This is a genomic window from Micromonospora sp. NBRC 101691, from assembly GCF_030269285.1.
Classification (GTDB): domain Bacteria; phylum Actinomycetota; class Actinomycetes; order Mycobacteriales; family Micromonosporaceae; genus Micromonospora; species Micromonospora echinospora.
On the sequence record NZ_BSTB01000012.1, the window covers coordinates 102902 to 129326 of the forward strand.

Consider the following 26425-nt stretch of genomic DNA (forward strand, 5'->3'; position numbering starts at 1 on the left):
GCTACCCGTCCGCCGGCGGGACGCCTCAGGGCAGCCGACGGGCGACCAGGACGGCGTCGTGGACGGTGACGTCCCGGCCGTCGGGGTCGACGGCGGCGCGGGGCCGGGTCTGCGCGACACGGACCTGCCAGCGGGCCGTGTCGAGCAGGTCGGCGGCCTGCTCGGCGGTGAACATCAGGTCGGGGAAGTGCATCCGCCGGGCCGTGGTGCGCAGGTCGAGGGGGTGGTGGCCGACCAGCAGCAGGGTGCCGCCGGGGGCCACCGCGTCGGCCAGCCGGGCCACGAGGTCCCGCCACTGCCCGGACGGCAGGTGCATGAACTGCGCCGACACCAGGTCGTAGGCGCCCGGCTCGGGCGCGTCGACCCGCACGTCGGCCTGCCGGGTGGTGACCCGGTCGGCGACCCCGGCGTCGGCGGCGTGCGCGGCGGCGCGTTCCACCGCGGTGGGGGCGATGTCCACGCCCGTGACCCGCCAGCCGCGCCGGGCCAGCCACACCGTGTCGGCGCCCTCCCCGCAGCCGACGTCGAGGGCCCGCCCGGCCGGCAGGTCAGCGGCCTCGGCGACCAACTGCGGGTTGGGGTTGCCGCTCCACACCGCCGACCGGGACCGGTAGCGGTCCTCCCAGGCGTCCTGCTCGAACATGGTCGCCAGGTCGTGCCGGTACGCGGCGACCGCGTGGGCGGTGTCCTCGGCGACCAGGTCGGCGTTGATCGCCCCGGCGGCGGTCACGCCCTGCGCGGCGGACACGACGACCGTCGCGGCCACGGCGGTGGCGTTACCGGCCACCCACACGCCGGGCACGTCGGTGGCGCCGAACGCGTCGGCGGGGATCCGGGTGCCGACGAGCTGCCCCTCGTGCTCGACGTCGACCGGCCGCAGACCGAGCGGGGCGAGCATGTCGGCGCGGGCGGCCAGCCGGGACGCCACCACGAGCGCGTCGACCCGCACCAGGCTCCCGTCGGCGAGACGGACCCCGGTGAGCTGGTCGTCGTCGACGACCAGGCCGGTGACCGGCCCGTCGACGACGGTGACGGCCCGCGCGGCGAGCTGCTCGGCCTGCGTCGGGTCGGGCGCGTCACCGTGGTGCCGCAGCAGCAGCACCTGGTCGCTCCACTGCCGCCACAGCAGGGCCTGCCGCACCCCCAGCGGCCCGTCGGCGAGGACCCCGACGCGCCGGTCACGGACCTCCCAGCCGTGGCAGTACGGGCAGTGCAGCACGTCCCGTCCCCACCGCTGCGCCAGGCCGGGCACGTCGGGCAGCGCGTCCACGCCGCCGGTGGCCACCAGCAGCCGCCGTGCCCGCACGTCCCGCCCGTCGGCCAGGTCGACCCGGAATCCGTCGTCGTCGCGGCCGACGGTGGTGACCGTCGCGTCGACGAGGTGCCCGCCGTAGCCGGTGACGTCGGCGCGGGCCGACGCGAGCAGCTCCGCCGGGGGGCTGCCCTCGCGGCCCAGGTGGTTGTGCACCCCGCCGGCGGAGGCGTTGCGGGGCTCGCCCGCGTCGATGACCAGCACCGACCGGCGGGCCCGGGCCAGGGCCACCGCGCCGGCGAGTCCGGCCGCGCCGCCACCGATGACCACCACGTCGTACCTGTCGTCCATCACACGCCCCTGTCTCGTCGTCCGTCGACCCCCACGGTGCGCCACCCGCCCGCCGACGGCAACTATCCTTGCTGTTATGGCAAACGACGACGAGGCGACGGTCCTGGCCGGCGTCGGCGCCCGACTCCGGGCCCTGCGCACCCGACGCGGCACCACCCTCACCCAACTGGCGCAGACCACCGGCATCTCCGTCAGCACCCTGTCCCGCCTGGAATCCGGACAGCGCCGCCCCACCCTGGAACTGCTGCTCCCCCTGGCCCGCGCCCACCAGGTGCCCCTCGACGACCTCGTCGGCGCCGCCCCCACCGCCGACCCGCGCGTGCACCCCCGCCCGATCGTGCGCAACGGCATGACGTTCCTGCCCCTGACCCGCCGCCCCGGCGGCCTCCAGGCGTTCAAACAGATCATCCCGCCGCACACCCCCGCCGACCCGCAACCCAACACCCACGAGGGCTACGAGTGGCTTTACGTGCTCTCCGGGCGGGTCCGACTGATCCTCGGCGACCACGACCTCATCCTCACCCCCGGAGAGGTCGCCGAGTTCGACACCCGGGTGCCGCACGCCGTCGCCAACCCCGACCCGCACCCGGCGGAGATCCTGAACCTGTACGGACCCCAGGGCGAACGGCTCCACGTCCGCGCCCGCCCGTCGCCACGCTGACCCCGGGGACACACGAAAATCGGGGCGCGGCTACTGCCGCGCCCCGATGCTCCCAGGCCCTCCCCGGCCGGTGGGGCGAGAGCCAGGCACGCCGACCTTCGGACCGACCGGGCGGTGGACTGGCTGCCCCCGCCGGGCCGTTGTCTACTGGCCGTGCACCTCACCCTGCCCGTACACCGGTAACCGCGGCCGGTTCGCGCCGCCCCGCCGACCCCCGCCCGCTGGACCTGGCCGCCGCAACCCATCTGGTCGCTCGGCCAGCGGACGAAGGGACGAAGCGAACAACAGCCGCTTCCCCGTAGTAGGACTCAAAGACGGTACGTGCCACCCCCCGGGCACTGTCAACCCGCCCCGGCCAGTCGTGTGCCCCGGCACGGCGTGTCGCCCCCGGCGCGTCGCCCGACCGGCCGGTGGCCGGCACCGCGCACCCACGCCCGACGTTCCGACAAGATTCACGTCCCGTCCGATGAAAGCCCAGCTCACCGCGGCCTACCGTCAGCGGCGCACCGCCCCCCTCAACCCAGGAGGTAGCCGTGATGGCAACCCAACCGACCCGCCGTGGCGTCCTGCGTGGCTCCGTGACCGCCGCCGCGTTGGCCGCGCTCGGCCCGCTCGACGCCCTCGGCGCCCGCACCGCCGGCGCCGCCCCACTGGCCAAGCTCCCCGCCAGCCCCGACTACGGACCGCTGCACCCCACCCGCGACCAGAGCACCGGCCTGGAACTGCTGCGCCTGCCCCGCGGCTTCGAATACCTCAGCTACGGCTGGACCGGCGACCTGATGACCGACGGGCTGCGCACCCCCGGCTCCCACGACGGCATGGCCGCGTTCCGCCGCGCCGACGGCACCGTCGCCCTCGTCCGCAACCACGAACGCGGCGGCTACGGCAGCGCGTTCACCACCCCCGCCTACAACCCGGCCGCCACCGGCGGCACCACCACCCTCGTGTTCGACCCCGACGCCGGACAGTTCACCGGCTCCTGGGCCAGCCTCGGCGGCACCATCCGCAACTGCGCCGGCGGACCCACCCCCTGGGGCACCTGGCTGACCTGCGAGGAAACCACCGAACTCGGCCCCGACGGCACCCGCCACGGCTACGTGTTCGAAGTCCCCCACACCGGCAAGGGCGACCCGCGGCCCCTGACGGACATGGGCCGCTTCAGCCACGAAGCCGTCGCCGTCGACCCCCGCACCGGCATCGTCTACCTCACCGAGGACGCCACCCCCTCCGGCCTCTACCGGTACCTGCCCACCACCCGGGGGAACCTGGCCGCCGGCGGCACCCTGCAGATGCTCGTCATCCCCACCCCCGACGGCTCGTCGTACTCCACCTACGGCGACGGCACCGACACCCGCTACGACAACCTCACCTGGGTCACCATCGGCAACCCCGACCCCGGCCCCGGCGAGACCAGCTGCGTACGGCAGGGCATCGCCCTCGGCGGCGCCGCGTTCCGCCGCCTCGAAGGCGCCTGGTACGGCAACGACCGCGTCTACATCGTCTCCACCAGCGGTGGCCCCGCCGGCCAGGGCCAGGTCTTCGAGTACGACCCGACCACCGAGCGGATGCGGGTGCTGTTCGCCTCCCCCGACGCGGCCATCCTCAACAACCCCGACAACATCTGCGTCAGCCCCCGCGGCGGCATCGTCCTCTGCGAGGACGGCAGCTCCGGCGAATACCTGCACGGCCTCACCACCGACGGGGAGATCTTCCCGTTCGCCCTCAACCAGGTCGTCGTCCCCACCGGCGGCGTCCCCGGCAAGACCGTCGCCCCCGGCGACTACTCCGGCTCCGAATGGTGCGGATCCACCTTCGAACCGAAGAACGGCAACTGGCTGTTCGTCAACGCGCAGAGCCCCGGCATCACCTTCGCCATCACCGGCCCGTGGCGGCGCGGTTCGCTCTGACCCGCGACGTCGCCCCCGGTGCGGAGCTGTCACCGGGGGCGACCCGGTCACCCCAGATGCGCCCCCAGCACCGCCCGCGCCACCTGCGGATGATCAGCCGCCAGCAACCCCGCCGCGGCCAGCACGTACGAGGCGTCCACCACGGCCCGCGCCGCCCTCGGCACCGCCCACCCGCCCGCGTGGTCACCCAACACCGCCGCCAACACCCCGGCCGCCTCCGCCGCCGACGCATGCCGCAACACCCCACCCGAACCGACCAGCAGCCGCACGCCCCGCAGATCCCGCCCCGACCGTTCCCCCGTCGCCGCGCCCCGCGCGTGCCGACGCACCGCCACCGTCGCCGCCAGCGCCGCGATCCGCCCCTCCACCGCCCGCTCCCCGGGCGAGGACGGCACGAACCCCGGATCGGCGGCCCGCAACGCGGCCACCGCCGTCAACTCCTCCTGCCCCGCCGCGTCGAGCAGCCGCTCCTCCACCGCCGCCCGCACCACCCCCGGAGCGCTCCACCGCATCCCCAGGTCCCCCTCGACGGTCCGCGCCCGCCACAGCGACCCCGCCACCTCCCGACCCGGCCCGTCGGCCCGCTCGTCCGGCGTCAACACCGAGTACACGTCCGTGGTGGCCCCACCGACGTCCACCACCACCAGGTCACCGCCGACCGTGTCAGCGAGGACCTCCACCCCCGTCAACACCGCGTCCGGAGTGGCCGCCCGCACCAGCCGCGCGAACCGCGGCCCCCGCGACAGACGTTTCCCGCCGATCACGTGCCGCAGGAACACCTCCCGGATCGCCGCCCGCGCCGACGACGGCGCCAGCACCCCGATGCGCGGCAGCACGTTCTCCGCCGCCGTCACCGGCACCCCCGCCCCGGCCAGCAGCGCACACACCTCGTCGCGCACATCGACGTTCCCGGCCACCACCACCGGCACCCGCCACCGCGCCCGCGCCAACCGCGTCGCGTTGTGGGTCACCGTGTCCGCGTCCCCACCGTCGGTGCCACCCACCAGCAGCACCACGTCCGGGCGGGCCGCCCGCAACGCCGACACGTCCGCCCCGCCGAGCCGCCCCGCCGCCACGTGCACCACGTGCGCGCCCGCCGACAACCCCACCCGCCGGCCCGCCTGCGCCGTCACGAGAGGCTCGTAGCCCACCACCGCCAGCCGCAACCCACCACCGGCCGACGAACACACATACCACGGCGCACGCCCCGCACCGTCCAGCCCGGCGGTGGCCGCCGCCACCGCCGCGTCCAGACCGTGCAGCACATCCGTGCCCACCGTCGTCGGCGCCGCCGCCGACCCCACCAGCAGCCCGCCGTCGAGGTCCACCACCCCGACCTTCGTCCACGTGGAACCGACGTCGGCGCAGACCGCCAGACTCACGCCGCCGCCGGCACGACCACCGTGCCCGTCGCCGTCACCGCCACCACCGGCTCCGCCAGGACCTCCGCCGCCGACTCACCCCGCTCCGGGCGCCCCCGACACACCACCCGCGCCTCGAAGTCGATCGTCCGGCTCCGCGTCCCCACCCGGGTCACCGTCGCCGACACCTCCAGCACGTCCCCCGCCCGCATCGGCGCCCGGAACTGCACATCCGAATACGACGCGAACAACCCCTCGTCGCCGTCCGTGCGGATACACACCTCCGTCGCCACGTCCCCGAACAACCCCAACGCGTACGCCCCGTCCACCAGGTTCCCCGCGTAGTGGGCATGCGCGTACGGCACATACCGGCGGTGCGTGACCGTCAACCCGACCCGCGAATCACTCATGCTCCCGCCCCCCTGCTCGTCACCAACGCGTGCACCAGATAACTCGCCACCTCACCCGGCGTGGTGCCCCGCCCGAAGATCCGATCCACACCCAACTCGGCGGCCATCGTCTCGTCGAACCGCGGCCCACCCACCACCAGCAGCGGACGCCGCCCCGCCGGCATCGCCTCCCGGAACGCCGCCGTCATCTCCCGCGTGTTGTGCAGATGCGCGTCCCGCTGCGTCACCACCTGCGACACCAGCACCGCATCCGCCCGCTCCACCCGCGCCGCCTCCACCAGCTCCGGCACACTCACCTGCGCACCCAGATTGGTGACCTTCAACTCCCGGTAGTACTCCAGGCCCTTCTCCCCCGCGATGCCCTTCACGTTCAGGATCGCGTCGATGCCCACCGTGTGCGCGTCCGTGCCGATACACGCCCCCACCACCGACAACTTCCGCCGCAACCGCCGCTTCACCACCGCGTTCACCTCCCGCGCCGACAACAACGGAAAGTCCCGCTCCACCACCTGCACCGCCGACACGTCCACCAGATGGTTCACCCGCCCGTACACCACGAAGAACGTGAACCCGTCACCCATCTGCTTCGCGTGCACCAGCATCGCCGGATCGATGCCCATCTTGTTCGCCAACTGCACCGCCGCGCCCTCGCCGCGCTTGTCGTGCGGCACCGGCAACGTGAACGACACCTGCACCATCCCGTCACCGGTGGTGTCCCCGTACGGCCGCACGACCGTCTTCCCGCTCATGCCGGCTGCTCCAGGATGTCCGTCGCCGGGTTGTAGTAGTCCGCCTCGTGCGCCGCCACCCCGTCCAGACCCTTACCCCGGTCCGCCGGACGCCGCATGATCCCGAACGTGCCCTCGGCGATCGCCGTCAACAACGACTGCTCCCCGATCCGCTCCAGCAGATCCACCGCCTCACCGAGCACCCGGTTGGCCCGCTGCTGAATGAACCCACCCGACGCCGGCACGAAATCCTCGTGCAGCCCACCGGCCGCCCCGAGGACGTACCGGACGTTCTGCAGGGCGATGTCCCGGTCCGACAACCACGGCGTCACCACCGCCTCGGTCATCATCCCCACCAGCAGGATCCCCTGCCCCGTCATCGCACCCACCAGATTGAAGAACCCGTCCAACAGGTTCCCCCGGAACACGTCACCGGTCATGTGCTTCGTCGGCGGCATCCACTTCAACGGCGCGTCCGGAAACAACTCCCGCGCCAACAACGCGTGCGCCAACTCCAACCGGAACGACTCCGGCACATCCGGATTGATCTCGAACGCGTGCCCCAACCCCAACTGCCAGTCCGCCAACCCCGCCTCGTGCGCGAAGAACTCGTTCAGCAGCTGCGACACCGTCACCGTGTGCGCCTCGTCCACCGCGTCCGCCGTGGTCAGGTAGTTGTCCTCACCGGTGTTGATGATGATCCCCGCCCGCGCGTGCACCTGCCGCGAGAACCGCTGATCCACGAACGTCCGAATCGGATTGATGTCCCGGAACAGAATCCCGTACATCGAATCGTTCAACATCATGTCCAGCCGCTCCAGGCCGGCAAGAGTCGCCATCTCCGGCATGCACAACCCCGACGCGTAATTCGTCAACCGCACATACCGGCCCAACTCCCGCGACGACTCATCCAACGCCGCCCGCATCAACCGGAAATTCTCCTGCGTCGCGTACGTCCCCGCGAACCCCTCCCGCGTCGCCCCCTCCGGCACATAGTCCAACAACGACTGCCCCGTCGACCGGATCACCGCGATCACGTCCGCACCCGCCCGCGCCGCCGCCTGCGCCTGCGGAATGTCCTCGTAGATGTCCCCCGTCGCCACGATCAGATACACCCACGGCCGCCGCGGCGCATCCCCGAACCGCTTGACCAACCGGTCCCGCTCGGCGCGCCGCCGGTCGACGACCCGGATTCCCGCAGCGACCGCCTTCCGCGCCGACCGCCGCGCCGCACCCGCCGCCCTACCCGACGGCACCACGAACCGCACCGACCCCGCCGCCGCCTTCTGCGCCAGCAACGTCACATCCGCGATCTGCTCCCGCGCCATCGCCTCGAACACCGGCACCGCCACCCCGTGCCCCAGCCCCACGTCCGCGACCACCGCGTCCACCAGCCGGTTCACCCACGGAATACCGTCCGGATCCGCGCCCGACACCCCCGCCAGCCGCAACACCGCCCGCTCCACCGACACCGTCGTGTGGCCACGCGCCAACTCCACCACCGGCTGCCCCGCCCGACGCGCCAACTCCCGCGCCCGCGCCACCAACCGAGGATCGAGGTCAAGCTTTCCCGTCACGACGACCCTTCCTCATAGATCACCTCGCCGCGCAGCACCGTGCGCCGACACACCGGCAACGGCGTCGGATCCCCCGGCCCCCGCACCTCCGGATCCGCCGCCACCAGCACCGGCAACCCCCGGTCCACCCCCGCCGGCGTCGACCACACCGCGAACGTCGCCGGCGCACCCAACGCCAACACACCCTCACTGTCCAGATGCACCGCCCGCCAACCACCCCGCGAGTGCGCCGCGAACGCCGCCCGCACACTCATCCGCTGCGCCGGATTGTGATGCGCCACCGCCGCCCGCACCGACCCCCACGGATCCAACGGCGTCACCGGCGAATCCGACCCGAACGCCAACGCCACCCCCACCGAATGCATCGCCCCCATCGGATTCGACGCCAACGACCGGTCCAACCCCAGCCGCGACTCGTACATCCGCCCCGCGCCACCCCACAACCGGTCGAACGCCGGCTGCATCGACGCCACGATCCCGAACTCCACGAACCCCGCGATCAACCGCCGACTCATGATCTCCGCGTGCTCCACCCGGTGCCGCGCCGCCCGCAACCGGTCCACGCCCAACCGCTCCGCAGCCCCCGCGAACCCCGCCAACACCGTGCCGATCGCCGCGTCACCGATCGCGTGGAACCCACCCTGCAACCCGTGCGCCGCACAGTCCAACAAATGGTCACGCACCTGCTCCACCGTCAGATACCCGTGCCCACACGACCCCGACCGCGAATCCCGGTACGGCTCCGACACGAACGCCGTCCGCGACCCCAACGCCCCGTCCGCGAACAGGTCACCCCCGGCACCCACCGCCCCCAACTCCCGGGCCCGCGCCGCACCACCCAACTCACCCCAGTACCCGTACACCTCCGGCACACCGGCACCCGACAACGCCAACAGACCCGTGAAATCCTCCTCGTCGGAGATCTCCGGACCACCACACTCGTGCACCGCCGCGATCCCCAACGACGCCGCATGCGCCAACGCCGCCCGCTGCGCCGCCACCCGCTGCGCCCGCGACACCGACGCGAACGCCGCCGCCCGCACCACATGATGCGCATCCCGACGCACCCAACCCGACGCGTCGAACCCCGCCGCCGACACCACCTCCGGACACGCCGCCAGCATCGCCTGCGACACCAACGCCGAATGGATCGACGCCTGCGACAGATACACCCGACGACCACCCGCCGCCCGGTCCAACGCCACCGCGTCCGGCAACACCGCATCCGACCAGGCCGACTCGTCCCAGCCGTGCCCCAACACCACCGCGTCACCCGGCAGACCCGCGGCGAAGGACGCCACCGCGTCCAACACCCCACCCGCCGACCGCGCCCCCGACAGATCCAACCCCGACAACACCAGACCCGTGTCCGTCGCGTGCACATGCGCGTCCACGAACGCCGGCGTCACCAACGCCCCGTCCAGGTCCACCACCCGGTCCGCCGACGGCGCCTCCGCCGCCGACCCCAACCAGGCGATCCGCCCGTCCCGCACCAGCAGCGCCGACGCGCCAGGATCCGCCGGACAGTGCAGCACACCACCGCGGTACAACGTCGAGGGGTTCGTCATGGCCCTATCCTGCCGCCAACCGCGCCGCGAACAGCCCCCGCACCCCCGGCTCCGACCGCACCAGATCCAACGCCAACTCCGCGTGACCCGGCACGTACCCGTTCCCCACCAGCATCGTCACGTCCGCGGCCAGACCCTCCGCCCCCAACGCCGCCGCCGCGAAACTCGTCGCCATCGAGAAGAACACCACCGTGCCACCGTCCGCCGTCGCCAGCACCGCCCCGTGCTCACACCCCGGCACGTCCACGCACACCACCGTCACGTCCGCCGGCACCCCCAACGCCGTGGTCACCGCCGACGACAACGCCACCGGATCCCGCGCGTCGGCCAACGCCACCTCCGTGGCCAACCCCGACGCCACCAACGCGTCCCGCTCCGCCACCACCGGCACCACCCCGACCGTACGGCCGGCACCCGCCCGCCGCGCCGCCGCCAGCGACAACGAACCGCTCTTCCCCGCGCCCCCCACCACCGCCACCGTCACCGGCCGCGGATCACCGTCCCGCTCCCGCCGCGCCACCTGCTCGGCCACCACCCGCGCCGTCAACGCCGGCGCACCACACACGTCCAGCACCGCGAGGGACAACTCCGGATCCAGATCCGCCGGCAACACCGCCGCGATCGACCGCGCGAACAGGATCGCCCACCCGTCACACGGCACCTGCTCACTACGCCCGTCCCAGCGGGCCAACCCGTCGGTCACCACCAACGGCGTCAACGTCAACGACACCAACGTCGCCACCCGGTCCCCCGACCGCAACCCCAACGGCGACCGCCGCCCCGCCTCCTCGACCGTGCCGATCAACATCCCACCCGACCCGGTCACCGGATTCTGCATCTTCCCCCGCTGGGAAATGATCTCCAGAACCTCGGCGCGGACCTTCTCCCCGTCACCACCGTGCTTCTCCGACAACTGTCGGAAACTCGCCGCGTCCAGATTCAACCGCTCCACCCGGATCCGCACCTCGTTCGGCGCGATCTCCCGCGCGGCGTCCAACCGCCACGCCGCCTGCGGCAGCACCCCCGCCGGCTCCACGACGCGATGCAGACCAACCGGTGACGTCACGGCACCCCTCCCCCTGTGCAACCGCCCGAACCCCCGGCCAGGGGCTCGCGTAGCGGGAAAACTTACGGCAGACTAATTTCTCGACCGCAGATTTTCCAGTAGCCTTCGGGGCCGCTGGCAGCACCGACCGCACCGAGGAGGGTTCGTGACACCGACACAACCGCTGGCGACGGCCACCCGTCCCACCCCGGTCGCGCCACCAGCCGCCGGCCAGCCCTACGAATACCGCCGCGCCCCACTCGTCGAACCCGACTGGACCCGCTTCCCCGGCTGGCGCCACGTCACCCGCGACCAGTGGGAATCCGCCCAGTGGCAACGCGTCAACTGCGTCAAGAACATCAAGCAGCTCCGCACCGTCCTCGGCGACACCGTCGACGAAAGCTTCTACGCCGACCTCACCGCCGACCAGCACGCCCTGGCCACCATGTCCATGCTGGTGCCGCCCCAGATGCTCAACACCATGGTCCCGTTCGCCCCGATGACCACCGAGGCGTTCCTCGCCGACCCCATCCGGCGCTACATGATCCCCGTCGCCTCCGACCGACGCACCGACTGGCCCTCCCACCCCTACGCCAGCCGCGACTCACTCCACGAACACGACATGTGGGTCGCCGAGGGCCTCACCCACCGCTACCCCACCAAGGTCCTCGCCGAGCTGCTCTCCACCTGCCCGCAGTACTGCGGCCACTGCACCCGGATGGACCTCGTCGGCAACTCCACCCCCGCCGTCGACAAGCTCAAGCTCACCCTCAAGCCCGTCGACCGGTACGACGCCCACATCACCTACCTCAAGGCCCACCCCGGGGTCCGGGACGTCGTCGTCTCCGGCGGCGACGTCGCCAACGTCCCCTGGCGCAACCTCGAGTCCTACCTGATGCGCCTGCTGGAGATCGAGACCATCCGCGACATCCGGCTCGCCACCAAGGCCCTCATGGGCCTACCCCAGCACTGGCTCCAGCCCGACGTCGTCGAGGGCCTCGAACGGGTCGCCCGCACCGCCGCCCGACGCGGCGTCAACCTCGCCATCCACACCCACGTCAACCACGCCCAGTCGCTGACCCCACTGGTCGCCCGGGCCGCCCAGACCGCCCTCGACGTCGGCGTCCGCGACGTCCGCAACCAGGGCGTCCTCATGCGCGGCGTCAACGCCACCGCACCCGACCTGCTCGACCTCTGCTTCGCGCTCCAGGGCGAGGCCGGAATCCTGCCGTACTACTTCTACATGTGCGACATGATCCCCAACGCCGAACACTGGCGGGTCCCGGTCTGGCACGCCCAGCAGCTCCAGCACGACATCATGGGCTACCTGCCCGGCTACGCCACCCCACGGATCGTCTGCGACGTCCCCTTCGTCGGCAAGCGCTGGGTGCACATGCTCACCGAGTACGACCGCGAACGCGGCATCTCGTACTGGACGAAGAACTACCGCACCTCCATCGAGCAGACCGACCTGGAGGCGCTGGACAAGCGGTACGCCTACTACGACCCGATCGACACCCTGCCCGAGGCCGGGCAGGCGTGGTGGACCACCCACCGCGTCGACGACTGACGCACCTCCCGCACCCCGCTCGTCGATCATGCAGTTGCGGCTCTCGACTCGACGACAGTGGTGGGGTTCGGGCGGCACCCGAAAGTTCATGACCGAGGGGGTCCCGGCAACTGCCGGGACCCCCTCGGTCCGTTCGAGCTACCGGGCGACGGTCACTTCGTGAACGCGTCCCGCACGTCCCGACCGGCGTCCTTGGCGTGCTCGCCCGCCTGACGGGCCCGCGCCTCGGTCTGCTGCGTGCTTCCCTCGGCCCGTAGGCGCTCGTTGTTCGTCGCGTCGCCGATGCGCTCCTTGGCGGCACCGGTCAGCTCGTCGGCCTTGTTCTTCGCCTTGTCGGTGAAGCTCACGTCCACCACTCCCTCCGGCTGCTCCGGCCCCCTCGTCGGGCCTGTCCATGGATTTGCCCCGTGGTTGTCGGCGGAAACATCCGGTTGTGTGCGGGTGCACACCCCGTAAGGCATCCTAGGAAGATAGGTTGAGGGCGGAAGGGCTCCGACTGACCGCCGGTGGTTGACTGGCCCGATGGGAGAGCTCGTGCTGATCCGCCACGGCGAGACCGCCTGGAGTGCCGCCCGTCGGCACACCTCGTACACCGACCTGGAGCTGACGCCCGACGGCGAACGCCAGGCCGCCGCGCTGCGCGACCGGCTCGCCGGCCGCGGGTTCGCCACCGTGCTGGCCAGCCCCCGCCGACGCGCGCTGCGCACCGCCGACCTCGCCGGTCTCGACGTCGACGACGTCGAGGAGGACCTGACCGAGTGGCACTACGGCACCTACGAGGGCCGCACCACCGCCGAGGTCCGCGTCGAGCGCCCGGACTGGGTCATCTGGCAGGACGGCTGCCCGGACGGCGAATCGCCGGCGCAGGTCGGCGCACGCCTCGACCGGGTGCTGGCCCGGGTCACTCCCCTGCTCGACACCGGCGACGTGGCCCTGGTCGCCCACGCGCACGCGCTACGGGTGCTCGGTGCCCGGTGGATCGGGCTGCCACCCGCCGGCGGCGGCCGGCTGCGGCTCGACACCGCCAGCGTCAGCGTCCTCGGTCACGAGCACGGGCGGCAGGTCGTCCTGAGCTGGAACGCCCGCTGAGGCGAATCCACGGCGCAAGCCCGACCGGCGGCCCCCTACAGGCCGATGCGCGGCGTCCGCTTCTCGTACGGGGTGGACAGCACCACCGTCGTGCGGGTGGTGACGTTCGCCGCCGTGCGGATCTCCTGCAACAGGCGCTCCAGGTCGGCCGGACCGGCCACCCGCACCAGGAGCAGGTAGAAGTCCTCCCCCGCCACCGAGTAGCACGAGTCGATCTCCGGCAGGTGGGCCAGCCGTTCCGGGGCGTCGTCCGGCTGCGACGGGTCGAACGGGCGGATCGCCACGAAGGCGGTCAACGGCAGGTCCAGCGCCTCGAACGACACCTGCGCGGCGTACCCCTTGATCACACCGCGTTGCTCCAGCCGCCGCACCCGCTGGTGCACGGCGGACACCGACAGCCCGACCCGTTCGGCCAGGTCGGTGTACGACAGCCGGCCGTCGACGGTCAGGGCGGCGACGATGGCGCGATCGGTCTCCTCCACGCTCGCAACCTACCGGGAAAACCCTCTCCCGGCGACGACGTCCCACCGTGGCGTCCCGCGCGTCACACCCGGGCCCGGGAACGCCACAGTGGACGGCGCGTCAGCCCTTGGCCAGGGCGCGGGAGATCACCAGCCGCTGGATCTGGTTGGTGCCCTCCACGATCTGGAGCACCTTGGCCTCCCGCATGAACCGCTCCACCGGGTGGTCGGCGACGTACCCCGCGCCGCCGAGCACCTGGACCGCGTCGGTGGTGACCCGCATCGCCACGTCGGTGGCGAACAGCTTCGCCTTGGCCGCCTCGATCGAGTACGGCCGGCCGGCGTCGCGCAGCCGGGCCGCCGCCAGGGTCAGCGCCCGGGCCGCCGAGACCTGGGTGGCCAGGTCCGCCAGGAGGAAACCGAGCCCCTGGAAGTCGACGATCGCCCGGCCGAACTGCTGACGCTCGCGGGCGTAGCCGACCGCGTAGTCCAGTGCCCCCTGGGCGAGCCCCACCGCACAGGCGGCGATGCCCAGCCGGCCCGAGTCCAGGGCGGACATCGCGATGGTGAAGCCGGTGCCCTCCCCGCCGACGAGACGGTCCGCCGGCACCCGGGCGTCGTCGAAGGCGATCTGCGCGACCGGCGAGGAGCGCAGCCCCATGGTCCGTTCGACGGCCTGCGGCGTGATCCCCGGGGTTCCGGCGTCGGCCAGCAGGCAGGAGATGCCCTTCGGGCCCGGTCCCCCGGTGCGGCAGAAGACGTTGTAGAAGTCGGCGCTGTGCGCGTGGGTGATCCACGCCTTGGTCCCGGAGAGGACGTAGTCGTCGCCGTCACGGGTCGCCCGGGTGGCCAGCGACGCCGCGTCCGACCCGCCCTGCGGCTCGGAGAGGCAGTACGCGCCGAGCAGTTCCCCGCCGAGCATGTCGGGCAGCCGCTTGCGCAGCTCGTCGCTGCCGTACTGGGCGACCGGGAAGCAGGCCAGGGTGTGCACGCTGACCGCCTCGGCCACGGCGAGCCAGCGGCTGGCCAGGATCTCCAGCACCTGGAGGTAGACCTCGTACGGCTGGGCGGCCCCACCGTGCTCCTCGGGGTAGGGCAGGCCGAGCAGACCGGCCCGGCCGAGGGTGCGCAGCACCTCCCGGGGGAACTCGGCGCGCGCCTCGAAGTCGGCGGCCCGGGGCGCGAGTTCCCGGTCGGCGAGTTCGGTGGCGAGCGCCAGAAGGTCGTGGGCCTCGTCGGTGGGCAGGATCCGGTCGACAGTCATCGTGCGGTGCGCTCCGTGGGGTGGGGGTGAACCGGCGCGCGCCGGCCGCCGTGCGGCCGGCGCGCGGGTCGCGGGCCAACGTGAGCGCCGAGCGCGCCCGACCCGTGCGGGGCCGGGACGCGGCGCGCGGTGGACCACCGGTTCGGCGGATCTCCCTCGCGCGCACCCACCCCGTCAGCTTAACGGTCGTTCGGGCCACTCGGGTCGTGCGGTCGGCCGACCGACTCCGGCGCGGTGGTCGCCGGACCGCCGTCCTTCGGCGCCACGGGGACCGGGGGTTCGGCGTACGCCCGGGCGACGGTATCCCGGTCGAAGACCCGCCATGTCGACGCGGTGACCAGCACCGCCACCACGAACCCGACCCAGTACGGTGCGGTCAGCCCGAACCGCGCGGCCAGCGCCCCGCCGAGCAGCGCGCCGACACAGTTGCCCCCGGCCGCGACGAACAGGTTGGCGCTGCCGACCCGACCCAGCAGCTCCGGCGGGGTCAGCCGTTGGCGCAGCGAACTGGCGACGATCCCCCACAGCGCCCCGTGCACCCCGAACAACGCCAGCGCCCCGCCGACGACGTACGCGTCGGAGGAGACGGCGAGCGTCAGGTGCAGCGCGACCTCGGTGAGCAGGCCGACCCGGATGGTCCAGGTCGCGCCGACCGCCGCGATGAGCCGGTCACCGACCAACGCGCCGGCCAGGCTGCCGACGGCCATGCAGGTGAGCAGCACGCCGTAGCCGACCGAGCCGAGGCCGAGCCGGTCCCGCGCGAGCAGGACCAGCAGCGCGAACGCGGCGGTGAGCGTGACGTTGAGCAGCCCGATCAGCACCGCCATGGTGCGCAGCAGCCGGTGCCCGGCCAGCCAGCGGAGCCCCTCGAGGAGGTCCGCCCGGACCGACCGGGCGCCGGTGGTGGCCGGCTGTGGGCGGTACGACCCGGCGATCCCGGCCAGCAGCACCGCGCTGACCGCGTACGTGGCGGCGTTGGCCAGGAACGGCACGCCTGCGGCCAGCACGAACAGCAGCCCGCCGAGCGGGCCGGCGATCATTCCCTGGGCTACCGTCGTGCCGCCGGAGAGCCAGCCGTTGGCCCGTTCGAGGAGGTCCCGGGGCACCACCGTCGGCACCATCGCCTGGCTCGCCGACCGGACCACGATCTCGCCGGTGTTCAGCAGGAACAGCACGGTGTAGAGCAGGGTCACGGTCACCAGGCCGGTGACGACGCAGAGGCCGAGCAGCACCAGCGCGCCCACCCGCAGCCAGTCGACGACGATCATCAGCCGACGCCGGTCGACCCGGTCGACGAGGACCCCGCCGGGCAGGGCGAACAGCAGCCAGGGCAGCCACGCGACCGCGAACGCCCCGGACACCACCACCGGGTCGTCGGTGAGCGAGGCGACCAGCAGCGGCGCGGCGACCGTGCTCAGTCCACTGCCGAGCGCCGAGGCGGTCGCCGCCGCCCACAGCCGCCCGAACCGTCCGTCGAGTCGCTCCCCCGCCCCGCGCGTCACCGCGGGACGCTAGCAACGGACGGTGGGTGCCGGCCACGGCTTTTCCGCCGTCGACGCTGGCCTGTCACGGTGCGGTGCTGGTTGCGGCTCCTCCCGTCCACCGGCTGTGTTCCGGCTCCGAGCCCGGGTGCGGCGCGGGCCGTCCCCTTCGGAGACCGCCCGCGCCGGCACGACGGTCAGGAGGCGTCGGGGTGCGTGGGTGCCGGCTGTGCGGCTCTCGCCAGGGCGAGGATCTCGGGGTCCATCGTCGCGGTGGGCGGTTCGCGGCGCAGCTCACGGAGCAGCCCGGCGACCATGCCGACCATGACGAACAGGAACGGCAGCGCGGCGAGGATGGTCAGCGACTGGAGGGCGGACAGCCCGCCGGCGAGCAGCAGCACCGCGGCCACCAGGCCGGTCAGTACGCCCCACATGGCGACCAGCCAACTCTTCGGCTCGATGGTGCCACGTGCGGAGAGCGTGCCCATCACCACCGACGCGGCATCGGCTCCACTGACGAAGAAGAGCGCCACCAGCACCATCACCAGGATCGCCGTGACGGTGAAGAAGGGGAACTCCCGCAGGACCGCGAAGAGCGCGGCCTCCGGGCTTTCCGCCACGGCCTGGGACAGGTCGGTGCCGCCCAGTTGCAGGTCGATGGCGGTGCCGCCGAACACCGAGAACCAGACGAAGCTGACGAGGCTCGGAATGGCCACCACCCCGAGGACGAACTGACGGATCGTCCGCCCCCGGGAGATGCGGGCGATGAAGGAACCGACGAACGGGGTCCAGGAGATCCACCAGGCCCAGTAGAAGATGGTCCAGCCCGCCATCCACTCCTCGCCGCCGAAGGCGCCGGTGCGGAAGCTCATCGGAATGAGGTCGTAGAGGTAGCCGCCGGTCGACGCGGTGAGCGTGTTGAGGATGAAGACGGTAGGGCCCACCACGAGCAGGAAGAACAGCAGCGCCACCGCGAGCACCATGTTGGTGTTCGACAGGAACTGGATTCCGCGCTTGACGCCGGTGATGGCGGACACCACGAACGCCGCGGTGAGGACGGCGATGATGCCGATCGCCAACGGCGTCGACTTCGGTACGTCCCAGAGGTTGGTCAGGCCGCTGTTGATCTGGAGGGCACCCAGACCGAGGGAGACGGCCGATCCGAACAGCGTCGCGAAGATCGCGAAAATGTCGATGGCCTTCCCGGGACCACGGTGCGCGCGCTCTCCGATGAGCGGGAAGAACGCGCTGCTGATCAAGCCACGCCGCCCCTTGCGGAAGGTGAAGTACGCCAGCGCCAGACCGACCACGGCGTAGATCGCCCACGGGTGCAGCGCCCAGTGGAAGAACGAGTACTCCATGGCCACCCGGGCGGCCTGCGGGGAGTTCGGTTCGTTCAGACCGCGGGGCGGGGTGCCCAGGTGGGACAGTGGCTCGGCCGCACCCCAGAACATCAGGCCGATACCCATGCCGGCGCTGAACATCATCGCGACCCACGAGACGGTGGAGAACTCCGGGTTCTCGTCGTCGCGGCCGAGCTTGATCCGGCCGTACCGGCTCAGCGCCAGCCAGACCGACAGCACCACGAAGGCGGCACTGGCCAGCACGAAGACCCAGCCGAAGGCGCCGACCACCCAGTCCAGCGCCGCGTCGGTGACCGACGTCAGGTTGTCGGTGGCCGCGATGCCCCACCCGACGAAGAGCACGGACACCGCGGCGGCGACGCCGAGCACCGTCCAGTCGATGCCCTGCGGACGACCGTCTGGCGGGACCGGCACGTCGCCCGGCGGTTCGGTGTCGTCACTCGGCGCACTGGTGGCAGGCACGGTCATACTCTGTGGACCTCCGGGATTTCGCGGGACGCAGACCACCCTGCCGGCGCTTCGCGCGTCGGATGGCCCACGGCTTCGTGTTCACTCACGTCAGCGACTCACGAACTCGGAAGAGTCGCTCCCCAGGGATGCGGAACAGGCGGCAGGCGCGCAGATTCCGCCAAGGGCTCGATTCCTCCGACGTGGCTGACGATGCCGCACCACTCTGGGGGTGGAACGTGGCGATAGTCCTGCGATTCGGTGACAGTCGTGTGACACCACCGATGGGCGAGGTGATCGGAACGGGTGGACCGGCGGTCAGGAGGCGATCCGGCTGACGGGAAGTAAGCCGGACTCGCCGGGAAGGACGGAACGGTCGTCACATCCGAGCGCTGGCCCGGCACCCCGCTGCGCAAAGGATACGAGAAGAGCGAGGTGACCGACCACGGTTCCGTGGTTCGTCGACACCGCGTCCGGGCGCCCCGGTGGGTCAGTGCCGTTGCCAGGCAAGGACGCCGGCCGCCGTCCCGAGTACACCCGCGACAGCCGCCACCCGGTGCCGGGAGAGCCAGGCCTGCGGGCTGCGGCTGTGCGCCCGGGAGGAGAAGCCGCCCCGTGCGCCGTGGTCGTGCCCGCCGGGCCCGTCCAGCGGCTGCCAGAGATTGTGCGGTCGGTCGTGGTCGACGGGACCGCCGGTCTGCTGGGACCGGTAGCCGGTTCGGGCCAGGTAGCGGTCGAGTAGTCCTGGTGCGACACGGTTGCCGAGGATGGTCAGGACGGTGGGGGCGCCGACCCAGTATGCGCGCCGGCCCGGGCGGTCTGCGGCCCCGACGATCGCGCGGGCGGCGACCTCCGGCTCGTAGATCGGCGGCACCGGCTCGGCGTGCCGGGGCAGCCGGGACAGCAGCCAGTCGAACTGCGGGGTGTTCAACGCCGGCAGGTGCACCATTGTCAACTTGACATTGCTGCGCTCGTGCAGCAGCTCACAGCGCAGTGCCTCGGTGAAGCCGACGATGGCGTGCTTCGCCCCGCAGTAGGCTGCCTGCAGCGGAATGCCCCGGTAGGCCAACGCGGAGCTGACCTGCACGATCGTGCCCCGGTCGCGGGGAGTCATGTGGGACAGCGCCGCACGGGTGCCGTGGACGTAGCCGAGGTAGGTGACGTCCACGGCCCGACGGAACTCCTCCGGCCGGGTCTGCTGGAACGGCGCGAAGACGGAGCTGAAAGCGTTGTTGATCCACAGGTCGATCGGGCCGAGCTCCGTCTCGACCCGCCGGCCGGCGTCGACGACCTGGTCGTGGTCGGCCATGTCGACCTCGATCGGGAGGGCCCGGCTGCCGGCGGCGCGGACCTCCCCGGCGGCGGCGTCGAGTCCGACGCGCCCCCGGGCCAGCAGCGCGACAGCGATCCCGCGCCGGGCCAGGAGGCGTACCGTGGCCCGGCCGACGCCTGCGCTCGCCCCGGTCACCACCGCCACCCGGATGTCCTGGTGTCGCATGCCCGTTCCGCCTCCCGCCGTCGGCTTCCTGCCAGCACTACCCGTCCACGGGCGTCCCAGTCACCCCACCGCGCCCGGGCTGCGCGACATGGTTGCCGGCAGGGGGCGCGCCGGCCGGGCGGGCCGCCCTGCCCACCTGCGCGCGTACGGCCCGCACCTCCTCGCGGACCACGTCGGCCACGTCCTCGGCCAGCCGCTCGGTCGGGCTGGTACGCCGCCCGTCCGGTCGTGCGGTCCCCTCGCTCATCGCACCTCCGCTGCGCCGCCGTGTGCCCCCGGCGTACCCGGCTGGCGCGACCGCACACGCGACGCCGCCCCCTTCCGCCCGCGCCGCGGCCGGGGCCGTGCACCCGCCCTGCTCAGGTGTGGGTGCTTGGGGTCGACCTCTCGGTGAGCTCCCACCGGTCGCCGTGACCCGTGGCGATCGCGACCGCCTCGATCACCCGCCGGGCCGCCGCCGGATCACCGACGAACACGACGGCAGATTCGAGGCTGACCGGCGGCCCACCGTCGAGGCTCGCGGCCACGGCGATCATCTGCCGGTCACGGTCCGGCACGCCGGCGGCCGCCGCAAAGTCGATCACCGCCGCCCAGTCGGTCACCCACCCCATCAGGACGTCGTCGCCCCAGTCCCACTCCACCTGCACGACCCGGACGAGGTCACCGAAGCCCGGCTGGTCCGGCACCGAGGTGAAGGTCAGCAGATGCACGGCGGCCCGCCGGCCGTTCGGCGCGCCGGTGACGATGTCGGTGTTCAGGAGGCCCCGGATCCCGTCACCGGTGGATCTGGCCTCGACCTCCGGCCAGATGCTGTGATGCAGCGGTGGCGCCGTGTCGGGGTCGGTCAGTAACTCCGCCACCCGCAGGCACTCCCCGCACGGCGGCAACGTGGCGATGTCGATGTACGTGTCACTGAGAAACATCTCGTAGGCATCGTCGATCGCCCCCTGGTCCTGGCCCCAGACCGGACTCTCCGGAGTCGAACACAGCGTGTAACCGACCATCCCGTCCGCCCGGCCGCCCGCGGTGTGGAGATCCACGGAAGCGAAGTTTATCCATGCCCCGCAACCGGCCCCGCGTCACGCCGTCCTGAGGTCGTCGGCGACCGGTGGAACCCGCTCGTCCGGCGGTGGCGTCGGGCCCTCGTAGACTGCGTCCATGCCCGACCCGCAGCCCGCCCCGAGGTTTCGCCAGCGCGCCGCGAAGATGAGCGAACTGGTGGCCCGGCAGGTCGTGGAGGACATCGTGGAGCAGGGGCTGCCCACGGGTGCCGCCCTGCCCACCGAGGCGCAGATGCTTCAGGCGTACGGGGTCAGCCGCGGAACACTGCGCGAGGCCCTACGAATCCTGGAGAACAACGGCCTGGTGCAGGTCCGGCCCGGCCGTGGCGGTGGCCCGGTCGTCGGGGCCGCCAAGCCGCACACCTTCGGCCGGACCCTGGCGCTGTTCCTGCAGATGGACCGGACCCCCTTCGGTGAGCTGGTCGAGGCCCGGCTGATCATGGAGCCGATGATGGCCCGGTTGGCCGCCGAGCGTCGTGACCCTGCCCGCCTGCGGGAGCTGGCCGAGTCGATGCGCGAGCATCAGAGCCTGGAGGGCCGCGACGAGCGCGACTACCTGCCCGTCCTGCAGCGCTTCCACGGTGTGCTGGCCGGCGTGTCCGGCAACGGCGTGCTGGATCTGTTCGGTCGGGCACTGACGGAGATCTACACCGAGCGGATCGTCGCCGCCGAGCGTCGCCCGGAGCGCTGGGTGGAGGTGCGGCAGGAGCACCAGGCGGTCGCCGAGGCCATCGTCGCCGGGGACGGGGCGCTGGCCGAGGAGCTCATGCGGGCGCACATGGTGGCGCTGGTCGCGCATCTGGACCGCGACTACGCCGGCCTGCGCGACGAGATCGTCGGCTGGTGACGGCGCGGACCGCCGACCACCCCACGGCCGGCCCCGGTCAGGACAGGGCGCTGGAGAGAACCGCCTGGACCGGCGTGCGGTCGTTGTCCACCCGCCAGGACGTGTCCTGGGTACGCCAGTCGGCGCCCAGACCGGTCACCGCCGGCATGACCTCCCGGGCGAACAGCGTGAGGTGGTCGCGCACCTCGTTGCTCGTCATGTCGCCGGCATGGTTCATCAGGATCAGGTGCCCGACCCCGGTCCGCGCGTAGAGCTCGTGGATCTGCGCGGCGACCCGGTCAGGTGTGCCCACCAGGAGGATGCCGGCGTCGATCAGGTCCTCGAAGCTCATCCGGCGGACGGCCCCGAGCCGGCCCTGGAGCGCGGCCACCGCCGCCGAGGGTGGGAAGTAGCCGGGCGGGCTGGCCGCGCCCAGGCGTAACCGGCCGGACCTGAGGTAGTACATCAGCTTGCGGCCGGTCTGCCGGGCCTTCTCCTCGGTCGGCGCGACGTGGCACAGCGCCATGTAGGCGAACCGGTCCGGGCCCGGCTCGGGCTGGCCGGCCGCCACGGCGGTGCGCCGGTAGAGCCGGAAGGACGTCGCGGTGTCGTCGTAGGTGCCGAGCAGGTTGCAGAGGGTGTAGCCGTGCCGGGCGGTCCACTCCACCAGCCGGGTGGAGGTGCCGCTGACCCAGATCGGCGGGTGGGGCTGCTGGTAGGGCCGGGGCCACACGCTCACGTACCGGTAGTGGTAGTGCCGGCCTTCCCAGGAGAAGACGTCTCCGCGGGTCCACGCCTCCCTGATGAGGTCGTGTGCCTCGACGAACATCTCCATGTTGTGTACGGGGTTCTGGTTCGAGGGGAACGTCTCGCCCTGCACGCCACGGACGAAGCCGCAGTCGATGCGTCCGCCGCTGACCGCGTCCAGGTACGCGATCTCCTCGGCGACCCGCACCGGGCTCTCCCGGTGCGGCAGGGGTGTGCCGAGCACGAGCACCCGGCCACGCCGGGTGCGGTGCAGCACGGAGGCGGCGCTGAGCGTGGCCGACACCTGGAGGGTCGACGCCGACTGGTGGTGCTCGTTGACCATGAGGTCGAAGCCCAGTTCGTCGGCGAGTTCGTACTCGTCGAGGTAGCGCTGGTAGAGCTCGTGGCCGCGGACCGGGTCGTAGTACCGGTTGGGCATGAAGTACTTGAGCCCCCGGTTGGCCTCCTCCGCCTCGGGTGGAACGAACGGGTACGGCATTTCGGTGAAGTGGTAGAGCCTCACGGGCGTACTCCCCTCAGGAAGGACCGGACCAGCCGGTGGAACTCGTCGGGACGCTCCAGGTACGGGTAGTGACCGGCGTCCGGCACCTCGACGAACCGCGCCACGGGGAGCAGGCCGGCCAGTTCGGCGCTGTGCGTCGGCGGCACCAGCCGGTCGCGGGCGCCCGCCAGCACGAGCGTGGGCACGGTGACGACGTGCAGCCACCGGCGCAGCCTCGGGTCGTGCAGGAACGGCTTCCAGGCGTACCGCGCGAGGGCGGCCCGGTCGGCGAAGGCGCGCGCGTACTCGCTGTCGGCCAGACCCGTGGGGAAGCCGGGCATGCGCAGGTCCTGACAGGCCGCCGGGTCGGCCCAGCCCAGCTCCACCACCTCGTCCGGGTCGAGCAGCATGATGTCGGCGAAGTCGCGCTCCCGCGGACCGGACAGCTTCACCCCGTACGGCGAGGTCAGGATGAGGGAGGCGAACAGGTGCGGCGCGCGGACCGCCATCTCCAACGCGATCCAGCCGCCGAACCCGGCTCCCGCCAGGTGCAGGGGCCCGGCCGTCGGGTCGCTCACCAGGCCGGGCACCGCGTCGGACAGGTAGTGCTGCGCCAGGTCGGCGACGCTGTCCCACTGCCCGGCGACGTCGTCGACCGGGGTGCCGAACCCGGGGTGACGCGGCACGACGACGTCGGTGTCCTCCGCGAGCAGGCGTAACGCGCCGACCGGCCCGGGCAGGACATCCACGTCGTGCAGGAAGAGCAGCCGGCTCACCGCGTGCTCTCCTCGAAGAACGCCAGCAGCAGCGCGGCGACCTCCTCCGGCTGGTCCAGGTTCGGCGCGTGCCGGGCGTCCATCCGGTGCGTCCGCACCAGCGGCGAGAGTCCTTCGAAGTGCCGACTCCAGCCGGATTCGAGCAGGTCGTCGCGGGTGCCCTCGACCACGAGCGTCGGCACCGGGCAGTCCCGCAGCGCCGCCGGCCAGGTCCCGGAGCCGTCGGCGTTCGGCAGGGTGGGGTGGCGCAGGCGGGCGGCCAGGCACGCCTGGACGTGTCCGGGCTTGCGGGTGTTGGCGTACCGCACGCGGACCGCCTCGTCGAATCCGGGGTACTCGTCCACGGTCAGGGCGACGAGGCGGCGGACGTCCTGCTCGGTGCCGTCGAACCGGCCGAGTTCGCTGATGCCTTTCGCCGACCGCCACGGGCCGCCGGTGCCGCAGATGCTTGTTCCGGACAGTGCGGGCAGCGCCGGTGACGGCGTGGCCAGGGACCGCAGCACCAGCGACCCGCCGAAGGACTGGCCCACGAAGTGGGCGGTGTCCACGCCCACGGCGGCGCAGAACGCGGCCAGGTGGGCGGCGCGGAAGGCGTACGGCGGCCGGTCGAGGTAGACGACCTTGTCGGTGTCGCCGTAGCCGAGCAGGTCCGGCGCCAGCACCCGGTGGCTCTCGGCCAGCAGGGGCATCACGTCGGACCAGCTACCGATGGCGTCGCCGCCGAATGCCCCGTCGTGGACGAGAACGACCGTCCCTCGTGGCCGTCCGGGCGGCTCGCATTCCCAGTAACGGGTGGTGAAGCCGCCGGCCTCGACGGTGCGCGTACGTGGTGGGCCCATGTCTTCTGCCTCCGGGGGTGATGCCTGCGGTCGTCGCGGTCGGACCGGTCCGGTCCGGGTCGGGTCGCGGGTCCGGGTGCGGACCGGGGTCACGGGTCGGCTGCCTGGAAGGTGCCGTAGCGCCCGCCGAGGTAGAGCAGCGGTTCGGCGTCGGTCTGGGCGCGGGCGTGCCGTACCTCGCCGCAGAGGATCCAGTGGTCGCCGCCCCGGTAGACCTGGGCGGTGCGGCATTCGAGGACCGCGGTGGTGCCGGTGGCCAGGGTGGGCACCCCGGTGCGGCCGGCGACCACGACCGCGGCCAACTCGTCGAGATCCCGGCCGCGTGAGGCGAACGCACGGGCCCAGGGGGCCCGGTCCGTGGCCAGGTAGTTGACGCTGAACCGGCCGGCCTGCTCGGCCAGCGGCGCGAGGCGGGTCTTCTCGTCGACGGCCAGCATCACCATCGGCGGTTCGCCGGACAGTGACGTGGCGGACGTGCAGGTGATCCCGGTGACGCCGAGCGGGCCGCCCGGGACGAGCACGATCGCCACCGGCGCGGGCACCTGCCGGAAGGCGGCCCGGAACCGGGCCGGCTCGACCAGTCGTCGCCCGGTGGGCCGGGCGGCGGCGGTGTGGTCGTCGCGGTTCACCGGGCCGCTCCCCGCTCCGGCTCGCGCGGTGACCGGCTCAGCCACACCTGGTGCACGTCGCGGCGGCCGGTCAGCCGGTCGGCGGCGGGGCTGCCGCCGATCACCAACGCCGAGGCCACCCAGTCGGCGCAGGCGCCGGTCTCGGCGAGGACCGTGGCCCGGACGACGTCCGAGGTGGCGGGCACACCGGTGCGGGGATCGATCAGGTGGTGGCCGTCGGCGCCCCAGCGCCGCCTGGCCGTACCGCTGGTGGCCACGCCGCCGTCGCGGACCAGCAGTACCTCGCCGTCCGGAAGCGCGACGGGCCAGCCGTCGCCGTCCGGACCCGCCCCACGGCACGCCACGTCGCCGCCGATCCCGGCCGCCGAGTTGGGGCCCAGCCAGGTCACCACGTCGTCGGCCCACCGGCCCTTCGCGAGCGCCCCGACGTCGATGCCGTACCCGGGCGCGAGTCGGGCCGTACGACCGCGCAGTTCCAGTACCGACGCCAGCGGTGGCACCGGCGCCACGGGCGGTGCCGGTACGGCGTCGGGGACGCCCTCGGCCCACGACCGTACGTAGCCGGCGGCGAGCAGGCGCGGCAGGACCGCCGCGTTGACCAGGTCGGTGCTGGCGGCGGCGACCGCCAGTGCGTGTTCCAGCATCGCGCGCAGGTCGCCGGAGACGTCGTGCCACCTTCCGGCGGCGGCGTTCAGCCGGGACAGTTCGCTGTCGGCGCGGAAGCGGGAGTACCGCCGGTCCAGCGCCCGCAGGCGACGCTCCGCCTCGGCGAACGGGACGGTCGGTGGTCCGTGGCTGGCCATCGTCACCGTGCAGGTGAACACCGGGCAGGTGTGTTGTCGGATGGCGGGATCGGTCGGTGGGTCGCGGTGCGCGGTCGGCGCGACGTGGGCGACGGTCATGGGGAGCCCCCTTCATCACCTTCTTAAAGATGATAAACATGATGATGTTTTTGGGGCAAGGCTCCGCCCGTACGACCCGGGACGCGGGCAGGCCCGCAGGCCGCCCCGT

Annotated in this window: 25 protein-coding genes; 5 read left to right on the forward strand and 20 right to left on the reverse strand. The window is 72.7% G+C overall.

What is annotated here, in order from left to right; genetic code table 11:
• Positions 1–25: 25 nt before the first annotated feature.
• Positions 26–1603, reverse strand: a complete 1578-nt coding sequence (locus QSK20_RS19285; RefSeq protein WP_285789983.1) for an FAD-dependent oxidoreductase — start codon at positions 1601–1603, stop codon at positions 26–28.
• Between the two features lie 76 nt (positions 1604–1679).
• Between QSK20_RS19285 and QSK20_RS19290 the strand changes: the two genes are divergently transcribed.
• Both QSK20_RS19290 and QSK20_RS19295 read left to right on the forward strand, forming a co-directional pair.
• Positions 1680–2264: a helix-turn-helix domain-containing protein gene (locus QSK20_RS19290; protein ID WP_285789984.1), complete on the forward strand. Its 585-nt coding sequence runs from the start codon at positions 1680–1682 to the stop codon at positions 2262–2264.
• Positions 2265–2800: 536 nt separating this feature from the next.
• Positions 2801–4171: a PhoX family protein gene (locus tag QSK20_RS19295; protein WP_285789985.1), complete on the forward strand. Its 1371-nt coding sequence runs from the start codon at positions 2801–2803 to the stop codon at positions 4169–4171.
• 47 nt (positions 4172–4218) lie between these two features.
• Here QSK20_RS19295 and QSK20_RS19300 read toward each other — a convergent pair whose 3' ends face one another.
• Genes QSK20_RS19300 through kdd form a run of 6 tightly spaced genes read right to left on the reverse strand, consistent with a single transcriptional unit; the run spans position 4219 to position 10881 of the window.
• Entirely contained in the window at positions 4219–5553 is a 1335-nt protein-coding gene (locus QSK20_RS19300) for a glutamate mutase L (protein WP_285789986.1), read from the reverse strand.
• On the reverse strand, positions 5550–5942 hold the full coding sequence (gene kal, locus QSK20_RS19305) for a 3-aminobutyryl-CoA ammonia lyase (RefSeq protein WP_285789987.1): 393 nt from the start codon (positions 5940–5942) through the stop codon (positions 5550–5552). Before kal ends, QSK20_RS19300 begins: the two co-directional genes overlap by 4 nt.
• On the reverse strand, positions 5939–6691 hold the full coding sequence (gene kamE / locus QSK20_RS19310; protein WP_285789988.1) for a lysine 5,6-aminomutase subunit beta: 753 nt from the start codon (positions 6689–6691) through the stop codon (positions 5939–5941). Before kamE ends, kal begins: the two co-directional genes overlap by 4 nt.
• Positions 6688–8247: a lysine 5,6-aminomutase subunit alpha gene (kamD, locus tag QSK20_RS19315; protein WP_285789989.1), complete on the reverse strand. Its 1560-nt coding sequence runs from the start codon at positions 8245–8247 to the stop codon at positions 6688–6690. Before kamD ends, kamE begins: the two co-directional genes overlap by 4 nt.
• Complete coding sequence (locus QSK20_RS19320; protein WP_285789990.1) at positions 8244–9815, reverse strand: amidohydrolase; 1572 nt, start codon at positions 9813–9815, stop codon at positions 8244–8246. Before QSK20_RS19320 ends, kamD begins: the two co-directional genes overlap by 4 nt.
• 4 nt (positions 9816–9819) lie before the next feature.
• Positions 9820–10881 (reverse strand): L-erythro-3,5-diaminohexanoate dehydrogenase, encoded by a 1062-nt coding sequence (gene kdd, locus QSK20_RS19325; protein ID WP_285789991.1) that lies wholly within the window; start codon positions 10879–10881, stop codon positions 9820–9822.
• Between the two features lie 145 nt (positions 10882–11026).
• Between kdd and QSK20_RS19330 the strand changes: the two genes are divergently transcribed.
• Positions 11027–12430 carry a KamA family radical SAM protein gene (locus tag QSK20_RS19330; protein ID WP_502888936.1) on the forward strand — a complete coding sequence of 468 codons (1404 nt, stop codon included), beginning with the start codon at positions 11027–11029 and terminating at the stop codon, positions 12428–12430.
• 152 nt (positions 12431–12582) lie between these two features.
• On the opposite strand, the gene QSK20_RS19335 is transcribed toward QSK20_RS19330, so the two are convergent.
• Complete coding sequence (locus tag QSK20_RS19335) at positions 12583–12777, reverse strand: CsbD family protein (RefSeq protein WP_088985851.1); 195 nt, start codon at positions 12775–12777, stop codon at positions 12583–12585.
• Positions 12778–12952: 175 nt separating this feature from the next.
• On the opposite strand from QSK20_RS19335, the gene QSK20_RS19340 reads away from it, so the two are divergent.
• Positions 12953–13519: a histidine phosphatase family protein gene (locus QSK20_RS19340; RefSeq protein ID WP_285789992.1), complete on the forward strand. Its 567-nt coding sequence runs from the start codon at positions 12953–12955 to the stop codon at positions 13517–13519.
• A gap of 35 nt (positions 13520–13554) precedes the next feature.
• Here QSK20_RS19340 and QSK20_RS19345 read toward each other — a convergent pair whose 3' ends face one another.
• The 7 genes from QSK20_RS19345 to QSK20_RS19375 all read right to left on the reverse strand — a co-directional run bounded on the left by QSK20_RS19345 (position 13555) and on the right by QSK20_RS19375 (position 21074).
• Positions 13555–14001, reverse strand: coding sequence for an Lrp/AsnC family transcriptional regulator (locus QSK20_RS19345; protein WP_285789993.1), 447 nt, complete (start codon positions 13999–14001; stop codon positions 13555–13557).
• 100 nt (positions 14002–14101) lie between these two features.
• Positions 14102–15244, reverse strand: coding sequence for an acyl-CoA dehydrogenase family protein (locus QSK20_RS19350; RefSeq protein ID WP_285789994.1), 1143 nt, complete (start codon positions 15242–15244; stop codon positions 14102–14104).
• 179 nt (positions 15245–15423) lie between these two features.
• A complete protein-coding gene (locus tag QSK20_RS19355; protein ID WP_285789995.1) occupies positions 15424–16746 on the reverse strand; it encodes an MFS transporter in 1323 nt (440 codons plus the stop codon).
• A 176-nt stretch (positions 16747–16922) separates the two neighbouring features.
• Positions 16923–18503 carry a BCCT family transporter gene (locus QSK20_RS19360; RefSeq protein ID WP_502888948.1) on the reverse strand — a complete coding sequence of 527 codons (1581 nt, stop codon included), beginning with the start codon at positions 18501–18503 and terminating at the stop codon, positions 16923–16925.
• A gap of 523 nt (positions 18504–19026) precedes the next feature.
• Entirely contained in the window at positions 19027–20034 is a 1008-nt protein-coding gene (locus tag QSK20_RS19365) for an SDR family oxidoreductase (RefSeq protein ID WP_285789997.1), read from the reverse strand.
• A gap of 37 nt (positions 20035–20071) precedes the next feature.
• On the reverse strand, positions 20072–20281 hold the full coding sequence (locus QSK20_RS19370; RefSeq protein WP_285789998.1) for a hypothetical protein: 210 nt from the start codon (positions 20279–20281) through the stop codon (positions 20072–20074).
• 112 nt (positions 20282–20393) lie between these two features.
• Positions 20394–21074: a hypothetical protein gene (locus QSK20_RS19375; protein WP_285789999.1), complete on the reverse strand. Its 681-nt coding sequence runs from the start codon at positions 21072–21074 to the stop codon at positions 20394–20396.
• Positions 21075–21192: 118 nt separating this feature from the next.
• Between QSK20_RS19375 and QSK20_RS19380 the strand changes: the two genes are divergently transcribed.
• Positions 21193–21942 (forward strand): FadR/GntR family transcriptional regulator, encoded by a 750-nt coding sequence (locus tag QSK20_RS19380; protein ID WP_285790000.1) that lies wholly within the window; start codon positions 21193–21195, stop codon positions 21940–21942.
• Between the two features lie 37 nt (positions 21943–21979).
• Here QSK20_RS19380 and QSK20_RS19385 read toward each other — a convergent pair whose 3' ends face one another.
• From QSK20_RS19385 to QSK20_RS19405, 5 genes are all read right to left on the reverse strand, one after another.
• Positions 21980–23191, reverse strand: a complete 1212-nt coding sequence (locus QSK20_RS19385) for an LLM class flavin-dependent oxidoreductase (RefSeq protein WP_285790001.1) — start codon at positions 23189–23191, stop codon at positions 21980–21982.
• Positions 23188–23946, reverse strand: coding sequence for an alpha/beta fold hydrolase (locus tag QSK20_RS19390; RefSeq protein WP_285790002.1), 759 nt, complete (start codon positions 23944–23946; stop codon positions 23188–23190). Before QSK20_RS19390 ends, QSK20_RS19385 begins: the two co-directional genes overlap by 4 nt.
• Positions 23943–24785, reverse strand: a complete 843-nt coding sequence (locus tag QSK20_RS19395) for an alpha/beta fold hydrolase (protein WP_285790003.1) — start codon at positions 24783–24785, stop codon at positions 23943–23945. The genes QSK20_RS19390 and QSK20_RS19395 overlap by 4 nt, the downstream gene beginning before the upstream one ends.
• Before the next feature lie 89 nt (positions 24786–24874).
• Positions 24875–25414: a flavin reductase family protein gene (locus QSK20_RS19400; protein ID WP_285790004.1), complete on the reverse strand. Its 540-nt coding sequence runs from the start codon at positions 25412–25414 to the stop codon at positions 24875–24877.
• A complete protein-coding gene (locus QSK20_RS19405) occupies positions 25411–26316 on the reverse strand; it encodes an FAD:protein FMN transferase (RefSeq protein WP_285790005.1) in 906 nt (301 codons plus the stop codon). The genes QSK20_RS19400 and QSK20_RS19405 overlap by 4 nt, the downstream gene beginning before the upstream one ends.
• Between the last annotated feature and the right edge of the window lie 109 nt (positions 26317–26425).

Coding starts and splice junctions, on each gene's coding strand:
- QSK20_RS19320 (WP_285789990.1), bottom strand. CDS start 9,815: ATGACGAACCCCTCGACGTTGTACCGCGGTGGTGTGCTGCACTGTCCG.
- QSK20_RS19380 (WP_285790000.1), top strand. CDS start 21,193: ATGCCCGACCCGCAGCCCGCCCCGAGGTTTCGCCAGCGCGCCGCGAAG.
- QSK20_RS19290 (WP_285789984.1), top strand. CDS start 1,680: ATGGCAAACGACGACGAGGCGACGGTCCTGGCCGGCGTCGGCGCCCGA.
- kamE (WP_285789988.1), bottom strand. CDS start 6,691: ATGAGCGGGAAGACGGTCGTGCGGCCGTACGGGGACACCACCGGTGAC.
- QSK20_RS19395 (WP_285790003.1), bottom strand. CDS start 24,785: ATGGGCCCACCACGTACGCGCACCGTCGAGGCCGGCGGCTTCACCACC.
- QSK20_RS19350 (WP_285789994.1), bottom strand. CDS start 15,244: ATGACTGTCGACCGGATCCTGCCCACCGACGAGGCCCACGACCTTCTG.
- QSK20_RS19405 (WP_285790005.1), bottom strand. CDS start 26,316: ATGACCGTCGCCCACGTCGCGCCGACCGCGCACCGCGACCCACCGACC.
- QSK20_RS19365 (WP_285789997.1), bottom strand. CDS start 20,034: ATGCGACACCAGGACATCCGGGTGGCGGTGGTGACCGGGGCGAGCGCA.
- QSK20_RS19285 (WP_285789983.1), bottom strand. CDS start 1,603: ATGGACGACAGGTACGACGTGGTGGTCATCGGTGGCGGCGCGGCCGGA.
- QSK20_RS19295 (WP_285789985.1), top strand. CDS start 2,801: ATGGCAACCCAACCGACCCGCCGTGGCGTCCTGCGTGGCTCCGTGACC.
- QSK20_RS19370 (WP_285789998.1), bottom strand. CDS start 20,281: ATGAGCGAGGGGACCGCACGACCGGACGGGCGGCGTACCAGCCCGACC.
- kal (WP_285789987.1), bottom strand. CDS start 5,942: ATGAGTGATTCGCGGGTCGGGTTGACGGTCACGCACCGCCGGTATGTG.
- QSK20_RS19340 (WP_285789992.1), top strand. CDS start 12,953: ATGGGAGAGCTCGTGCTGATCCGCCACGGCGAGACCGCCTGGAGTGCC.